This window comes from Rahnella sp. Larv3_ips (genome assembly GCF_003697865.1).
In the GTDB taxonomy this organism is placed as follows: domain Bacteria; phylum Pseudomonadota; class Gammaproteobacteria; order Enterobacterales; family Enterobacteriaceae; genus Rahnella; species Rahnella rivi.
The window spans coordinates 43,300-60,110 of the sequence record NZ_MJIB01000010.1 but is presented as its reverse complement, the minus strand read 5'-3'; the positions used below and the strand labels follow the sequence as shown (position 1 = coordinate 60,110).

The window sequence follows — 16,811 nt, the reverse complement described above, 5'->3', positions numbered from 1 at the left end:
GTTGCTCTCTTTGAAACGTCAAAATTCAGCTAGAGTAATGATTCATACTCTTTAAATATCTTGATTATTTTTTGGTTGTCAAACTCTATGTCTGTTAAATGTGTAACATACTCTAACCCCAGGGATAACTCCGTTTCCAAATTACATATAAAGCCATTTTTTTCGTGGATTATCTCGTTAATTCCGCCGGGATAGTTATTTGCTACGACAGGGGTACCACAGGCTAGTGATTCAATAACGACATTAGGATATCCCTCCCAGCGAGAGCTGGAGATAAAAACGTCTGCGTGCTTCATCAATGCGTAAGGATTCTCAGTTGAAGGGATAAATGTTATTTTTTTACGTAAGCCTAATAAATTTACCTGCTGAGTTAATTTTTCTTTATCTTCGCCTGTACCTACAATAGTAAGATGAAAATTGTCATTACTAATTTTTGAAAAGGCATTAATTAAAATATCAAAACCTTTTTGGTAGGTCAGCCTGCCTATAGTCAAAAGATTAACTTTATGTTTTGGATATGAATGCTCCAGTTTCAGGGAAGACATTTCCCTTATCACCTTAATGTCTAATGGGTTATTTATTTTAACCACCTTTGAATCAGGTATTCCCATTTTTAAAGTGAGATCTGCCAGCATGTCATCACTTTGAACGATGATAACGTCATAGTTTTTATAACATAATTTATACAGCATTTTCGCCAGAGGGTTTTTTTCGTAAAGACTTGGCAGATTAGATTCTCTGGCAATTTTCTTGACGTTCCTGCCCAATATAAACAAAAATGGTGATATAAAGGCATTAGCTGTGCCATCACTGATTAGCATCGTCTCAATGTCATTTTCTTTGCAGTAACGTCTGATACCAAAAATAATCTTATGCAAATTATACCGGGCGCGGCCTCTCACATTAAGGTAACTGACAGGAATATCATCTGGTAAACTTTTCAAAAGTGTATTACGTACTGGATCCTTGGCATAAAGAAGAACATGAGGACGGTATAGCCCTGGGTCAATATTATTAATGAGATTACAAATCACGCGCTCAGCACCTGTCCTGCCAAGAAATGGCATAACAAAAAGAACATTCTTCATGTTTCTTCCAAATAATTGTTTACGTGAACTCTTTACGAGTCGTACTCACTGAATTAAACCTTTCTCATTGCCCTAATAATATCTCTTATTGCAGGAATGCCAAACGTCATCAAAGAAAGCGATTGATAATAAAAACAGTCTCTCGTTTTTTTTGTGAATGCATTACTTACCCATGCTGCAATTATCTGGCTAAAGAGGGAGGCATAGGCTGCACCGAGCATGCCATACTTAGGGATCAGGAAAAAATTCAACACAACATTGATCACTAAACCGTATATCGCTCTGTATATTCTCAGATAGGTAACTCCACGGATGATAAGTATGTTGGTACTGACAGAACCTAATGAAGAGATAATATTTGCTATGACGATAATATAGATCACAGAAATAGAATCATGATAACGCTCACCAAAAAACGCATTAACGATAAATGGTGTTAGCAAAATCACCAGCAATCCTGATATCACAGTGAAAAAATGTGTAATGTTGAAATATTTTCTTATGTTACTGGCTGAACTGTCGTTTGCCACCATCGGGAAAAATGAGGCTGAGATTGCAAGAGGAATAAACATGTAAGCATCTGAGATTCTTACCGCCACATTGAATCTGGCAACATCTTCCATCCCTGTCATTTTGGCGATCATGAACTGATCTACCCGTGTATAAATCATTACGATTAAAGTAGAAATGAGAATAGGTGATGACTGTCGTAATAAAGAGATTAATGTCTTTTTATTGAAAAACTTGAAGCTAAGAATTAATCCACCTTTTCTGGAAACAAGAAAAATCAATAAGAAAGAAAATAAGTAATCAAGGCAAAATGATAGAGTATAGTAAACCAGCCCCAAATTAAGATAAATTATGACAAGTTTAATCAACGAAGAAATAACTAATGCTATAACACTTGTTTTTGTAATGACTTTTGAGCGTGATATCGCCTGATAGTAAGAGTAATAAATTGTCTGAACCTGAAAAAAAACACTGAAAGAAGAAATTAAAAAAACAGCCTTATATATATCTTTATAATCTGATATCAAAATATAGATTAGAAAAATTAAAACAACTAATGTTGAAAGCATCATTCTAAAGATGAAAGAGGTTGAGAAAACCTCATTAACTTTCTCAGAAATTGCAAATTCTTTTATCAGTACATTATCAAATCCAAATGCAACAATCCCGATCATTAATGAGGCTATGGTCTGAGCCAGAGAAAATACACCAAAGTCGTAAACTGAAAGCTTCTGTGAGATGTATGAAAAAAGACAGAATACGACGGTCAGTCGTATCACTTTTTCTGATAAGACCCAAAGTGAGTTTGCTAAATATTTTTTCATAATCGTTCATCTAATAAGTAACAAGTTATCATTACATTCTCTTTGATTGAATACTATTACTCACTTAGTGCTAAGGTCATGTTTGTAGCGTTCATAAAAAGGTGAAATGCGGAGCGATTTTTTACATATGTATTTTCTGTATAAATATAGCCCCATAACTGAAACCACCATTCCTTTAAGTCTGGATTTAAACTTGTTTGTTTTTTTCCAGGATTGCGAAAAGTGATGTATCGTTTTGTTTTTTCTTTTAAACAATGAAGGATGTTCAAAAACACACTTTTCAAATATCTTGATATTTCCTGGCAGTACCTGCTCTTTACCATTGAGTTTAAACCCGGATACTGAGCTTAGGAAATATCGGGTAAATAAATCATTGTTCGGTGAAGACAACGATATTTCTTCTTTCAGATACTTTTCCCTGAGGTTTTGAATAATCGGGTTTCCTTTGGCCACACCGATGACAGCCGTTCCCAAATTGCAATCCCACATAAATCCCATGAAAAGATTAAGATTCAACAAATCTTCGAAACCGTCCACAATTTCAATATCGGTATCAAGGTAAATTCCCCCATAATTATATAACACGTCTAGCCTGACAAAATCGGACACGTGAGCCCATTTTTTTTGCTTGTACGCGTTAAGAAGGTAAGTGTTGCCTTCAAGCGGATAACTCTCTTCATTCCATTCAATGATTTCATATCCTTCGGGTTTAAGACGATGAAAAGCATCAATATACTTTTGTACTGATTTTGGTTTTTTCGCCCTGCCAAACCAACAGTAATGTATGACCTTGGGGATCACATCGACTCCTTAATGGATATAAGTAAAACCAGTGATGATGATTTTTACTGCATTTTGACACTGGTCGAATTCACCGAGTTAAACTTGCGCATCACACAGAACCTGCTATTAAAAATGACACCGACCAATACTCCTGAAAATGGAGCATAAAATACAGATTCAAACAGATTGTACGTCACACCACCTGTAAAGATGCAAAAGGCAAACAGATAATAAGCCGTTCTGGCATATTTATCATGAAAACTGGAGAGTAAAAACTTAAACAGGAAAAGAATAATAAAAACAACGCTGACCGATCCGCTTATCACATACAGATACACTAATGCATTATCTGCCGGATTATAACTTTGAGGTGAAAATAATAATGAGGGTGTTCCTATTCCGCCGATACCCTTACCTATCAGATAAGCATAATTATCCTTTAGTAACCCCATAGCTTTGGGCCAAGTTTCATACATTCGCTGCAAAAACGTATTGGTTTCGTCATAACGTGTCTGCCCTTGCCCTGGTAACATATAAAAATATGAAAACAACACGCTGAATACAATAGATATTCTTGAGAAAGCTATGGCGGCGAATGAGGGTAAGATCATCACCAATACTAATATTGCATAGGTTAAAATGGTGGTCTTCGTGGTTGTAAGATAAATTGGATAGAGAGGGATAACGGAAATCAACGCGTAACTTATCCATCTTTTTTTACTTCTCAGCTTATACAATAGAAAGAAGAAGCTGATTAACATCAATGTCGCAGCATCAAATGATGCTGCGGTGAAGCCGGGATTACGTAAAGCCCCTCCCGCTGTCCAGTCTCGCGATACTACCTTAGAATAACTACCAATATCCATAATGCCCCCTAGCCAGGGGGCACCAAAACTGCTCACATACATAACACCCATTACGCTTGTGGCAGCCAAAAAAACGAAATACTTATTTGAATAATTCAGTAATCCATCAAATATTGCACCGGAAAACGCCACGCTAAACATAAAGGGTATAAATATATACACACCAAACAGTGTCTGAATCAGGCCACTATTAAGTGTGCCCAGCATGATATAAAAGATGAACAGACAGGACATAATGATCAGCGATGGCATAACCAGCAGATTTTTTATCCACTTGTAAATTAACAGCACGAGCATAATAAGCACGGCACTGTAATTAACCAACGGAACGACCATGCCAATGGGGCCAGAAAAAGCTTTGACAAAGATGAAAAAAATGAAAGTTGGAAATGCAAATCTTTCAATATTCATATCATACCCAATGTTATTTCTGGTTTACAAATTAACTTAATCATTTTTGGTTGAATAAGAGTAATCATAATTTGTATAACCATAGCCATAATAACTGCTGGCTTTTCGGATAACGCTGTTAAGGATGCACCCTTTCACGCGTATACCACTTTGTTCAAAACGCCTGATACTGACTTCCACTTCTTTGACGGTATTCATTTCGAAACGCGCAACTAACAAGGTGGTACCGACGTAACGTCCGATAATTGCTGCATCTGTCACGGCCAGAATTGGCGGTGTATCCACAATAACCAGATCATAATGTTCAGATGCCCAGGTCATCAGTGTCTCGAAGCGCGGGTGCATCAGAAGTTCGGCCGGGTTAGGAGGTAATTCCCCTCTTGATATGAAATCAATATTCACAGAGGAAACACTTTTGACGGCTTTATCAGGGCTTGTCTTGCCGGATAAAATACTTGAAAGCCCCTCATCAATATCTACTTTGAATAATTTGTGGGCATACCCTCTTCGCATATCCGCATCGATGAAAAGAACCTTCTTGTTCGCCTGAGCAATAACCGCCGCCAGATTGCTGCTGATAAAGGTTTTACCGGCACTTTGGCTTGGGCCAGAAATCATCAGCACATTGTTCTTGGCTTCCATCATCGCGAAATGCAGGCTGGTTCGCAGACTTCGAATCGCTTCAATCGCCAGATCGGCGGAGTTCTCGACCGCCAGAAAATTAGTGGCCGATGTTTTTCTTTTTGCCTTTAATGACCGCTTTTTGTCTGACTTATTGTTTCTGGTCAGCCATTCTGAAAGCGGGATACTGGCGTAAACGTTGATCCCTTTCTCTTCCAGCTGCTCAGGTGAATCAATGCCTTTACGCAGGAATACGCGCAGAAGCACCAACCCAACTGAAATCAGAGCACCCAATATCAGTCCAATTAGTACAATCAGCACTTTCTTCGGTTTTACCGCTTTCGGCTCAGTCACGGCCGTGTCGATGATCCGCACATTACCAATTGCACTGGATTTGGCGATGCTCAGTTCCTGTTGACGGTTAAGCAGTTGCATGTAGATGGCGCGGTTGGACTCTGCGTCACGGCTAAGTCTGGCAACTTCCTGCTGGGTCGCGGGCATGGCGGAAACACTTTTGTTCAACCGATCCCGTTCTTTCAGTAAGGTCTGGCGCTTTTCTAACAGTGCTTTGTAGGTAGGATGATCTTTAGTGTAGAGCTGTGAAATCTCAGCTTCGCGGAACGTCAGCTCATTCAACTGGCTCTCGACATTCACTATCTGGTCGAGGATGGATTTCGCCTCAAGTGAAAGATCGACGGAGTCTTTCTGCCGACGGTAAGTATTCAGGGCATCTTCAGACGTGTTCAGATCCGTGCGCACCTGTGGTAATTGCTGATCAAGAAAATCGAGACTCTTGGCGTCCTGCGCAGCCTGCCGGGCGATATTTTGATCGAGATAGTTCTGGCTGATGCTGTTGAGGATGGCTGAGATCAGTTCCTGATTATCGCCGTTCAGCGAAAGGTTCAGGATGCCGGTGTCTTTTCCCTGGTCAGTGACGCTGAAGGCATCAAGCAAATCGTTTATCGCCCGTAATCTGCTCAGGTAATAGACGTTGAAACGGCTGCCCGCCGGAGCCTGAATATCATTGACCAGCAATGAAATCCCTTTCTCATTAAGCAGACTGCCGACCACGCCTTTGATGTCGATATTATCGCCTTCGACCCGGTAATTATTTTTATCTATAACCGTAATCACTAATTTAGGGACATCGCCGCCGCCCGAAGGCACATACAAACGACTGATCGACAGCTTACCCGGTACGTCGCCTGTTAATCTTGCCCATCCCCGGCCCAGCAGCGGGAAGTATTTCTGTTTCACCACGGCCTGTAAGTTCAGATCATCTACCGTTTTTCCCAGGATCATTCGCGACTGCAATAACGCGATTTCAGGCGCTGACTGAGGCTGAGCGTCCGGCAATACCTGGCTCAGGCTTTCGAGGATCGCATTACCTTGTTTCTGCTCCACCTGAATCAAAGCATCAGCCTGATAAATCGGTGTGGCAAAGAGAACATAAATAATCGCCAGCACAGTAATCACCGAGGTGATGACAATAATTAATTTACGGTGGTCAATAAGTTCGCCAATTAGACGACTTAAATCTATTTCATCGGAATCCGGTGAAGCGGGCGTTTTTGATATGACTGGAGACATGCGTTGATTTCCCTGATGGAGTTATCCGTTCAGTTTTTGTAACCAGGACTGACAGGCCTGGTCGATTAGCCGGTAAACAGACTCAAAGGCTTCCTGACTTTTTCGGTAAGGGTCGGGGATCTCCCTCTGTCCGAGCCAGTGCCCCAGCAACATAATCTTGCCGCGCGCCTCAGGTGAGATACGGCTGATTTGCTCCTGGTGAGATTTCTCCATTACCAGGATCAGGTCGTACTGGCGGCCAAGGGCAGAGGTAAACTGGGTGGCGTGGTGGTTTTCAAGCGCTAACAGGTGCTTTTTAGCAACCTGCATCGCTCCGGGGTCAGCCGGGTTACTCACCAGCGCCGCCATACCAGCAGAGTCTATTTTCTTATCGGGTAACATCTGCCTCAGCAGCCTTTCAGCTATCGGTGAGCGGCAGATGTTGCCCGTGCAGACAATCAAAATGGCATCAAACATTATGGATTCCACTGCCGCACGAAACGACCGGCCTCAATCATGTCATGCACGCCTGTAATGGTCGGGACAATCTGGGAAATCACGCGGTTCCAGCGCACGATCGGCGCGGTGGTGACATAGACAATATCGTAGGGTTGCAGCTGGAATTCGGTACTCATTACCATCGATGCCGCATCTTTGGCGTTAAGCTGGTAAATGTTGGCGATCTTGCCCTGATTGCTGCCTTTCAGCGGCCTGATAACAAAGATCCCCGAGGCATCAGCCATGCTCTGTGAAATACCGTCTGAACTGCCCAGCGCTTCCGCCAGCGTCATGCCGCTGCGATCCATTTTGAGCGTGCTTTGTTTGACAACTTCGCCCATCACGAACACTTTCAGATCATCATTACGCGGCACAAATAAAATATCGCCGGGATAAAGCAGGCGGTTCTGGGTCAGGTCACCCTTTTGCATCAGCGCATGCAGCGAAATCTGCGTGTCTTTACCGTTGTGGTTTAGCACCACATTGCGCCAGTCAGCGTCCGGCGCTAATCCGCCCGCCGCGTTAATCGCATCAATCACCGTGAGAGGAATGTTAGTGATGGGTTGCTGACCGGATTTTATGACTTCACCGGTGGTGTAAATTTTCTGTGAGCGGAAAGCCGCAATGCTGACGTCCACCTGCGGGCTCTCTATATAGGTGGCCAGGCGGGTGCTGATATCTTCCCGGATCTGACTGACCGTTTTACCCGTGACTTTTAATTTGCCGATATAGGGATAGAAAATCGTACCATCGGCATTCACCCAGTTGCCGGTATCACTGGCACTGCGATATTGCCCGGCAGGGGTGGTCAGTTCCGGGTGATCCCATACCGTGACCATCAGCACATCGCCCACACCAATACGATACTGATAGGCTTTAAGCTGCTGATCTAATTCCGGATTGGGGCGCGCCGTGACAGCATCTGGCCGTAATCCGTCAACCAGTCGTGGCGTTAACGGATATACATTGACCAGTTTATCAATATCAAAATTGCTGTCCGGTTGTTCAACTACGTGCTTGTCCCCTGTATTTAAACTTTGTCCGGGTATGACGGTGCACGCACTCAATACACCGGACGTTAATATCACTAAAGAAATATTAAAAAAGCTATTTTTCATTATCTCACATCATCTGCTATTTAGTGTTAAATCTGCCTTCCAGAGTAATTCCGTATTCCCTTCCGGCAGTCGCGAATCATCATTCCTGTGTGAAGATATTAAAAAACAATCAAAAAATTCATGTCCACGACAGAGAAGCTCTGCTGACATGAAATAAAAGTAAGATTATTTATTTTGCAGATCTCATTATGGTAATGCGTTATTCAATGCTTGCCATGATCACAGGATAATTAATAGGCCCCTTCTTTTTTCAATACAACGCCGATGGTTTTGAACAGAATGGCAATATCATTCCACATGGACCAGTTTTTAACATACCAGGCATCAAGATAAACCCGCGTGGAATAATCTACCTCACTGCGACCACTGACCTGCCACAATCCGGTCATTCCCGGCTTGCTCAGCAAGTAATACTCGACCTCATCGTAATAACGCACCAGCTCCGCAGTAATAATGGGCCGCGGACCGACCAGGCTCATCTCCCCTTTAAGTACGTTAAACAGTTGCGGTAACTCATCGAGACTGGTTTTTCGCAGGAAATGACCGATCGACGTTATGCGCGGATCGTTTTTGAGTTTGAAGGTCATGTCCCATTCCGCCCGGGCTTCTGCGTCACCTGCCAGCAACTCTTCCAAAACCTCTTTGGAATTAATCACCATCGAGCGAAATTTCAGGCACTTGAAGGGTTTGCCTGACTGCCCAATGCGTTCATGACCATAGATGGCCGGGCCGCCGTCTTTGCGGACCTTGCGGGTAATGTAGATAAGCAGAGGCGATAACAGGATGATGATGCTCAGAGATGTGACGATGTCGAACAGCCGTTTGGTGACGCGCGAAGAAAATTTTGCCAGATTCTGATGCACGCGGAAGATCATCACTTCCTTGCTGAAAATAAACGACATATCGGTGTTATCCAGCGGCATACCGCGTAACGTCGGGATAACGGACACCGAACTGTAACCGTGGATCATAAATACCCGCAGCCATGCATTACGGATGCCGCTCTGATGCGACTCCACCGCGACAATAAACTGCGTTTTTTTATCGACATGCGTCCGTACCCAGTTCTCGTCAGAGGGCATGATACGTATGCCTTCAATCATATCTCCCGGCTGATCAGCACCTTCACTGGAAATGAACTGGGTGACGCGTAAACCCAGATTCCTGTCACTTTTGATGGCGCTATATGCTTCGCGGGCATTGTTGCCGCTGCCAATAATGATGGCATCGCGTTGCCAGAAGCCAAAGGCATGCAGCGCCTGTTTGGTCAGCATTCTCGCCACAGGGACCGCAATCAAAACAAGTATCCATGTCAGGACCCACAGATAGCGCGAGAAATACCATTTGGCGAAGGCGATCACAGCGATTTCGATCAGAGCAAAAATCAGCAATGTACGAAGGATCTCCTTCAGCTCGAACCAAAATGTTTTGCGATAATAATAGTGCCTGAGGCGCAGGTGAAACCACGCAACGCAGCAGAATGCCAGTACGCCATGCAGGACAATCCAGCCGGCGGTCTGAGCATCAGGAATACGTTGCTCAAAGTGAGTCATGACATTATTTAGGATGCCCTTCGCTATATAAAGCGAAAGGGTGAAACTGAGGAAGTCAGATAAAGCGAGAAATAAACTGGCGCAAACATTTCTGGTGAGAAATTTCATATACCCCCCACAATAAATAATCAACCTCCCTTTTCAGTGAGCCGAAAAGAGACGATATGATGGTGAATAAGATGCTGAGATTCAGGGCGTCAGCATGGAATTTTTTTATAATCATGTTTTTTGATTGTGCCGTTATTTCAGCTACGCTACCGCCCCTGGTTTACGGCCACCAATTTGCCAAAAAAAGAGTGCAATTATCCGGGCAGCAGGATCCCCTCACCTTGGGCATTCAGATGATGGCGATTCTTGCTTTAATGAATTAAAAAATTGATGCCTATTGATATTTACAGTGTCAGAAAAAAGACTGGATGAATTCCTCCTGACTGTAGGCCGACCATAATATGCCTTGCATCCCCTGGATCTGACTGCCTTTCAAATATTCCAGGTGGCGGGCGCTTTCAATGCCGCCAATAATAACGCCCTGACTGTATGGCTGAAGGTGCTCAATAATTTGTCGAAAAGATAAGGTTCCCTGGTGTTGCCAAAAAAAATGCTGACTTATTTTTATATGTTCAAACTTCTCATTCATGACCAGTGTCAGGCTGGTATTGCCTTCCCCAAAATGGTCAAGCCACAAGGGGCCATGCTCTGACAGCGCGTGCAGAACCGGGCGGTCCTGTTCGGCACTGAACTCGGGGAAAAACGCATCCAGCGTGAGTCTTATATAATTGTGCTGCTGTAACACGTTGCGCATCGCTGCGTTATTCACGATATGGCTGGCAATCTCGTAGTCGATACGTATTGAAAGTAAAAAATTATTGTGGGTAAAGATATCGGCATTAATACAGGCCAGCGTCACCTCGTCGAAGAAGTTTTTGATTCTTTCTTCGGCAGATAAATGAAATGTCTGGCTTCCCGCGTCGTGCGGATGTTGTTTATTGGTTGCCTGATGCGCTGACTTTTTTACCAGTTCAAAACCCAGTATCCCGCCAGATACTGTCACTATCGGTTCAAAGAGATAACTGGAATCACTTCTTTTGACCGTACGCATCCCTTACCCCATGGCAAAAATAATACAAAGAGACATTATCCAAACCAGCAATAGGTGCCTGGTCTGTTAAAATTCAATCAGGTTATTCTGTTACCTACAGCATGCTTATGCAGAAAGAACAAAGCCGAACTGCTGCTGGCATCAACACCTATCTTTCTCAGAGAATTACACTTATGTACGCTGACCGTTTTAACGCTCAGTTTTAGTATGTTTGAAATACTGGTCACAGAAAGACCGGTCATCATCATGACTAAAACCTTTTCTTCCATTTTTGTGATTTTATAATCAAACGACTCCTTGTTACTGGTCATGTTCTGAAGCTGAATAAACTGCTGTATTGCACTGACTATCTCTGACAGCCCTTTTTTCTTTTTAAGAAATTTGAATTGTTTTTTAAGCAGTAACCCCAGCATCAGCATGTCTACTTCTGAAGAAATGATAAGTATTCGTTCCGGATCCAGCACATTGATATTTTCGTTTAAAAACTCATAACACTTGTGAAAGCCGCCTCCCGATGGATCAATAATCAGATAATCTTTTGTATACAAGTTCACCTCCTCGTCACGGTTAAAAAAAATGACACCGTTAACGTAAGGCAGTTTCTTGGAGATTATTTCTTTTATCGCCAATTTAGTAAACTGGCACTCACTCCAGATTATTACCCGAGGCATTGGGCCGCCTAATAGTGTGGTTTTTAAAAACGCTCAGACACTTCTTTAACAGAGCGGGAAGAATAGAGCACTTTCATAACGCTTAAAAAAACGAAATTATTCATCATTGCTCACATCATATTTATTCCTTCCCAGTGACTTCCAGTAGAGTAATACGCAGCCAAAACTCTTCAAATCGTTTATCTCGCTCACTATTACACCAAACAATAGGTTTCACCGATCGATTTACGCTTTCTTATCGTTATTTACCCCACTCAACACTAGGCGTTGTCCTAGTAATCATTCGTATTCTCACTCGAATTGTGAGCCATGTAACGCTTTTAGCATTAATAAGGCTTGAAATCTAAGACCTTTCTTAAGCGCAATTCACAGGGTCAGAATAATTTTATTAACACTCGATTTGGACTGTATTTTTTGATTAGGACAGGATAATGAACTTTTTTAGTCGGAATTTTAGTTTAAGTTTTTACGCAAATTAATCACAAAATTATCGATACTGGGTAACATTCTTAAAAAAGTATTTAGAATCAAAATTCATTAGCCTTTTAATGCTGTTTATGAGCACAGATGTGACATTTTGAAACAGCGGCTGTTTTATAAGAGCATTCTTATTAAGCAGAGATCAGCTATTTTCGCCATTATTTCATGGCGTCAGGCGAAATAAGTCGTTTCATCTGGCAGTTAAATACTAAGAGCATTCTTAAGATAAAAATTCATTTAGGGAGGGGGGTTCTGCTGTTTATTAGAATTTTCAGGATTTTATAATCAAATGAATATTCTCACAGAGATAAAACCAGGGTGGGAGATTATTGAAGGGAAAAGAGACATTACCGGGTGGGGAAAATTGGCCTGAGCCATCCTGCTGACAGTCAATAACGTGGTCAGCAGACTGGTCACGTTATTGACTCATTGACGCCGGCGTTACTGCCGCAATGAGAGAGGGTTCAGACGTCACTTTGCGTAATACGCGTCAGGTGGATGACCAGATACAGCAGCTCATCGTTGGACATCTCCATCTCCAGCAGATTTTTAATATAATCGCGGATCAGCAGAGCGCAGCGGTAAACGTGCGGATACTCTTTAATGACCTGTGAAAAGATAAAATCATCCTTTGAGACAACCTGCTGTTTCTCCACCATTCTTTGAATAAAGAACTGCATATGAACCAGAAAACGGGCGTAATTGAGCGACTCCGTGTCGAGCGTGAGACGAAAGTGATATTGGATAATATTGAAAATATCCTTCAGCATTTTCACCGCCAGCAGGGTGTGCTCCATGTTTTGCACATCGGTCTGACCGTTAACCAGATGAAAGGCAATATTCCCTGCCTCTTCCTGCGGGAGCTGGATATTCAGGCGCTGGTTGATGTACACCAGCGCCTGTGTGGCCACGCTAAACTCATGCGGATAAAAGCGTTTTACCTCGAACAGCAGCCGGTTCTGGATCGTGATGCCCTTGTGATAACGCTCAATGGCAAAACTGATGTGATCGACCAGCGTGAAAAAAATCTGCTCGTTGATCCGCCCCTTCAGCCCGGCGTTTGCCAGGCTTAAGATCATCTGCACAATCTCAATATGCGCTTCCGGCGTATCTTCAATCAGACGAAGATATTCACGGCCTTTCTGATTATCTTGTACTGCATAGATTTTCTCGATGCTGGCCGGGTCGAGAACGTCACCCACTTTGCTGCCAAAGCCAATACCCTTGCCCATAACGATAACTTCGTTGTTATCGTGATCCGTTGATAGCACCAGGCTATTATTGAGTACCTTAATGACCTTCATCTTCTCAGCCATCATCCTCTGTGTTAATCGCGCTGCACGCCGTTTGAGGCAATGACTCGCTGATACCAGCCAAAGCTGTTTTTTCTGATACGCCGCAGATCCATCAGGTCTTTTTCACCCCGGTTAACGTAGATAAACCCGTAGCGTTTGGCGTAACCCTGATGGGTGCTGACCACATCGATGGCTGCCCACGGACAATACCCGATAAGCGCCACGCCGTCGTTAATCGCCAGTTGCATCTGCTCAATGTGCTGACGCATAAACGTCATGCGGTAATCATCATTCACCGATCCGTCCGGCAGCAAGGTGTCCGGTGCGCCAATGCCATTCTCCGTGATCAGAATGGGCAGATGGTAGCGTTCGCAGACCTTGCGTAAGGTCAGCCGCAGGCCCACCGGGTCAATCACCCAGCCGTACGGCGTTTTATCCACAAACGGATTGTCAGCCGCGCGATAAACGCCCGGCTCACCGAGCATAATTTGCTGGTCGCCCGCCCGCGCGCTGATATCAGACGCATCGCCACGGCTGGCGGCAATGGTCGCGGTGGAATAGTAATTGATGGCGACGTAATCCGGTTTCCCCTGCAACAGTATGGCGGCATCTTCCGGCGCCATCACCGGCGTCAGGCCGCGATCTTCAAGATAACGCCACGCCAGCGCGTTGTAACGGCCATGCACCGCGACATCCAGAAAACTCCAGCCGCGCAGGGTTTCCCAGTTATGGGCGGCGATGGCATCCAGCGGATGGCAGGTTTCCTGATACATCGAGGTGGTGTTGATCGCCGGGCCGATTTTCGCGGCGGGGCACCGCTGATGGCACAGCGCCATGACTCTGGCCTGCGCCACCATCATGTGATGATTTTGCTGGTACAACACCTGCTTCGTGGGTAACTCCCCGCCCTCCGGCAACCCGATCGCGCCCGGATGCAGAATCAGCGTATTTTGTTCATTAATGGTCAGCCAGTATTTTATTTTGCTGCCAAACGCGGTGAACAGCACGTCGGCATATTGCACAAAGGCTTCAATCGTCACCCGGTTCGCCCATCCGCCCTGCTGTTCGAGCACATACGGAAGGTCAAAGTGATAGAGCGTGACCACCGGTTCAATGCCGTGATGGCGTAACTCGTCGATCAGTTGCTGGTAAAACGCCAGCCCGGCCTGATTAACCTCGCCGGTGCCCTGCGGCAGAATGCGCGTCCAGGCCACCGAGAAGCGGTAGGCCTTCAGCCCAAGCTCAGCGAACAGCGCAACGTCTTCACGAAAACGATGGTAATGATCGCTGGCGACGGTGAAATCCGCCGTGTCAGCCGGATGCACCAGCATATCGACCACCGACGGACTTTTGCCGTCCTCGTTCCATGCGCCTTCCACCTGATAAGCCGACGTTGATGCGCCCCACAGAAAATCTTCCGGAAACCCCTGCAGCTTCTGATAAATCATACTTTCTCCTTCGCGGTATTCAGCGTGATGATGGTTTCTCCGAAACTGACCTCACCCGGCTGGCGACACATCAGTTGCGGATAGGCTTCACTGTTCACCACCAGAACCGGTGTGATGATCTCGTATCCCAGCGCGGTGATGGCAGGAATATCAAAGCGCACCAGCTCGTCGCCCGTTTTCACCCGATCCCCGACCTGAAGGGCGGAAGTAAAATGCTTACCGCCCAGACTGACGGTATCAATACCGATGTGCATCAGGATTTCGACGCCGTTATCACCACGAATACCGACCGCATGGCGGGAGGGAAGGAAAGTCACCACTTCGCCATCAACCGGCGCGCGCAAAAGCCCTTCACGCGGGATAATCGCGATGCCCTGCCCCAGAAGCCCTTGTGAGAACACATCATCACTGACCTGATCCAGCGCCACGGCTTCACCGGCCAGCGGGCTGAGGATCTGCTGCGGATCGCCGGAAAGGCGTGCCGTATCCTGCGGTTCAGTCACCTCTTCCACCGGATCATCGAAGCCTAAAATCCAGGTCAGCGCAAAAGTCACCACGATGGCAATGGCACAGGTAATCAGGGCATGAACGATGTTCATCGGGTTTTCACCGATAAACGCCGGTAACGCGGCAAGGCCCGGAGACACGAACGCGTAGCGCACCAGCCCGCTCAGCCCGGCATAAATACCGGCACATCCGCCGCCGATCATCGCGGCGATAAGCGGCCTGCGCAGTTTTAACGTCACGCCGTATAACGAGGGTTCGGTGATCCCAAGCAGTGCGGTAAACCCGGCCGAAGAGGCTAACTGCCGCAGGTTTTTGTTTTTCGTGCGAAACGCCACACACAGCGTTGCCGCGCCCTGAGCGATGTTGGAAGCCAGCATGCCGGGGCCGTTGATCATCTCAAAACCATTTTTGCTGAGCTGGCCGGTCGCAATTGGCGTCATGGCCCATGCCGTGCCGGTGATCACCAGGAATGGCTGCAACCCGCCCATCAGCATCGGGATAAGCCAGCTGGCTTTGCCATCAATCATGGCCGCGCCGCTGGCAACCACGTCATTGAGGAAAATGCCGAACGGCCCGACCACCACCAGCGCCAGCGGTGCCGTCACCAGTAAAATGATCATCGGCTTGGTGAAGAATTTAATCATGGTCGGCGAGACTTTCTCGGCGAAGCGTTCGATATACGACATCAGCCAGACGGTGAAAATAATCGGCAATACTGAACCGGCATAATCGGCGAGACGTACCGGAATGCCGATGAAATCGATCGCCGTTCCCGCGGCCATCATCTGCGCAAGATTGGGATGTAACAGCGCCCCGGCGATGGTCATGGCGAGGATCGGGTTACATTCAAATTTGATCGACGCGCCGTAGGCCAGCAGCACAGGCAGGAAGAAAAACGCCGCGTCAGAGATGGTGTCGAGCAGATGATAGGTCGGGCTGGCGGCGCTCATGACGCCGGTGAGTTTCAAAATAGCCAGCAGCGCCTTGATCATCCCCGCACCGGTGATGGCCGGAATAACCGGCGTAAAGGTGGTGGAAATCACGCTGATGATCTGCGAAATGATCCCACCTTTGGCTTTCTGTTTTTGCTGTCCGCCCGCCTGCCCGCTGAGATCCCCGATCTCTTTTTGCATTGCGCGAAAGGTTTGCTGCACGTTGTTACCCACCACAATCTGGAACTGACCGCCGCGCTGAACCACGCTGATCACCCCCGGCAACGCTTCGATGGCTTGCGCATTCACCTTCGCGTCATCATTGAATTCCATCCGTAAACGCGTGGCGCAATGCGTCAGTTTACTGACGTTCTGCCTGCCGCCGACGTGCGTTAAAATTTCACTGCCCAGCTGTGTGTAATCCATAGGTTTTCCCCGGTGAAAAAAAGCAAAAAAAAAGACCAAAATGAAAATGCACCTCCCCTAAGGAGAAGTGCATTCTTATTTTGGTCTTGCCTGCCTGAGCAGTAACACGCCT

General features: G+C 45.6%; 14 protein-coding genes. 1 reads left to right on the top strand and 13 read right to left on the bottom strand.

Translation table 11 applies throughout. From position 1 onward, the window contains the following. Positions 1–29 precede the first annotated feature (29 nt). The 8 genes from ED901_RS14775 to wbaP all read right to left on the bottom strand — a co-directional run bounded on the left by ED901_RS14775 (position 30) and on the right by wbaP (position 9,949). Positions 30–1,088, bottom strand: a complete 1,059-nt coding sequence (locus tag ED901_RS14775) for a glycosyltransferase (RefSeq protein WP_240993938.1) — start codon at positions 1,086–1,088, stop codon at positions 30–32. 53 nt (positions 1,089–1,141) lie between these two features. After that, positions 1,142–2,422, bottom strand: a complete 1,281-nt coding sequence (locus tag ED901_RS14770; RefSeq protein ID WP_122096349.1) for a flippase — start codon at positions 2,420–2,422, stop codon at positions 1,142–1,144. A 60-nt stretch (positions 2,423–2,482) separates the two neighbouring features. Then, a complete protein-coding gene (locus tag ED901_RS14765; protein WP_122096348.1) occupies positions 2,483–3,223 on the bottom strand; it encodes a glycosyltransferase family 32 protein in 741 nt (246 codons plus the stop codon). Between the two features lie 44 nt (positions 3,224–3,267). Further along, positions 3,268–4,482: a hypothetical protein gene (locus tag ED901_RS14760; protein ID WP_122096347.1), complete on the bottom strand. Its 1,215-nt coding sequence runs from the start codon at positions 4,480–4,482 to the stop codon at positions 3,268–3,270. A gap of 36 nt (positions 4,483–4,518) precedes the next feature. Further along, positions 4,519–6,693 (bottom strand): polysaccharide biosynthesis tyrosine autokinase, encoded by a 2,175-nt coding sequence (locus tag ED901_RS14755; protein WP_122096346.1) that lies wholly within the window; start codon positions 6,691–6,693, stop codon positions 4,519–4,521. 21 nt (positions 6,694–6,714) lie between these two features. Continuing rightward, positions 6,715–7,149 carry a low molecular weight protein-tyrosine-phosphatase gene (locus tag ED901_RS14750; RefSeq protein WP_305775601.1) on the bottom strand — a complete coding sequence of 145 codons (435 nt, stop codon included), beginning with the start codon at positions 7,147–7,149 and terminating at the stop codon, positions 6,715–6,717. Beyond that, positions 7,149–8,288: a polysaccharide export protein gene (locus tag ED901_RS14745; protein WP_056773354.1), complete on the bottom strand. Its 1,140-nt coding sequence runs from the start codon at positions 8,286–8,288 to the stop codon at positions 7,149–7,151. The genes ED901_RS14750 and ED901_RS14745 overlap by 1 nt, the downstream gene beginning before the upstream one ends. A gap of 230 nt (positions 8,289–8,518) precedes the next feature. Next, complete coding sequence (wbaP, locus tag ED901_RS14740; RefSeq protein ID WP_122096345.1) at positions 8,519–9,949, bottom strand: undecaprenyl-phosphate galactose phosphotransferase WbaP; 1,431 nt, start codon at positions 9,947–9,949, stop codon at positions 8,519–8,521. Positions 9,950–10,005: 56 nt separating this feature from the next. Between wbaP and ED901_RS14735 the strand changes: the two genes are divergently transcribed. Then, entirely contained in the window at positions 10,006–10,212 is a 207-nt protein-coding gene (locus tag ED901_RS14735; protein ID WP_122096344.1) for a hypothetical protein, read from the top strand. 29 nt (positions 10,213–10,241) lie between these two features. Here ED901_RS14735 and ED901_RS14730 read toward each other — a convergent pair whose 3' ends face one another. From ED901_RS14730 to ED901_RS14710, 5 genes are all read right to left on the bottom strand, one after another. After that, the gene (locus ED901_RS14730; protein ID WP_122096343.1) at positions 10,242–10,940 is read right to left on the bottom strand and encodes an EAL domain-containing protein; all 699 of its coding nucleotides are present in this window, start codon (positions 10,938–10,940) and stop codon (positions 10,242–10,244) included. Between the two features lie 77 nt (positions 10,941–11,017). Next, on the bottom strand, positions 11,018–11,488 hold the full coding sequence (locus ED901_RS14725) for a helix-turn-helix transcriptional regulator (protein ID WP_240993937.1): 471 nt from the start codon (positions 11,486–11,488) through the stop codon (positions 11,018–11,020). A gap of 1,067 nt (positions 11,489–12,555) precedes the next feature. Next, complete coding sequence (licT, locus tag ED901_RS14720) at positions 12,556–13,395, bottom strand: BglG family transcription antiterminator LicT (RefSeq protein WP_056774919.1); 840 nt, start codon at positions 13,393–13,395, stop codon at positions 12,556–12,558. Positions 13,396–13,418: 23 nt separating this feature from the next. Continuing rightward, a complete protein-coding gene (locus ED901_RS14715; protein WP_122096341.1) occupies positions 13,419–14,834 on the bottom strand; it encodes a glycoside hydrolase family 1 protein in 1,416 nt (471 codons plus the stop codon). Further along, a complete protein-coding gene (locus ED901_RS14710; RefSeq protein WP_122096340.1) occupies positions 14,831–16,699 on the bottom strand; it encodes a beta-glucoside-specific PTS transporter subunit IIABC in 1,869 nt (622 codons plus the stop codon). Before ED901_RS14710 ends, ED901_RS14715 begins: the two co-directional genes overlap by 4 nt. Positions 16,700–16,811 lie beyond the last annotated feature (112 nt).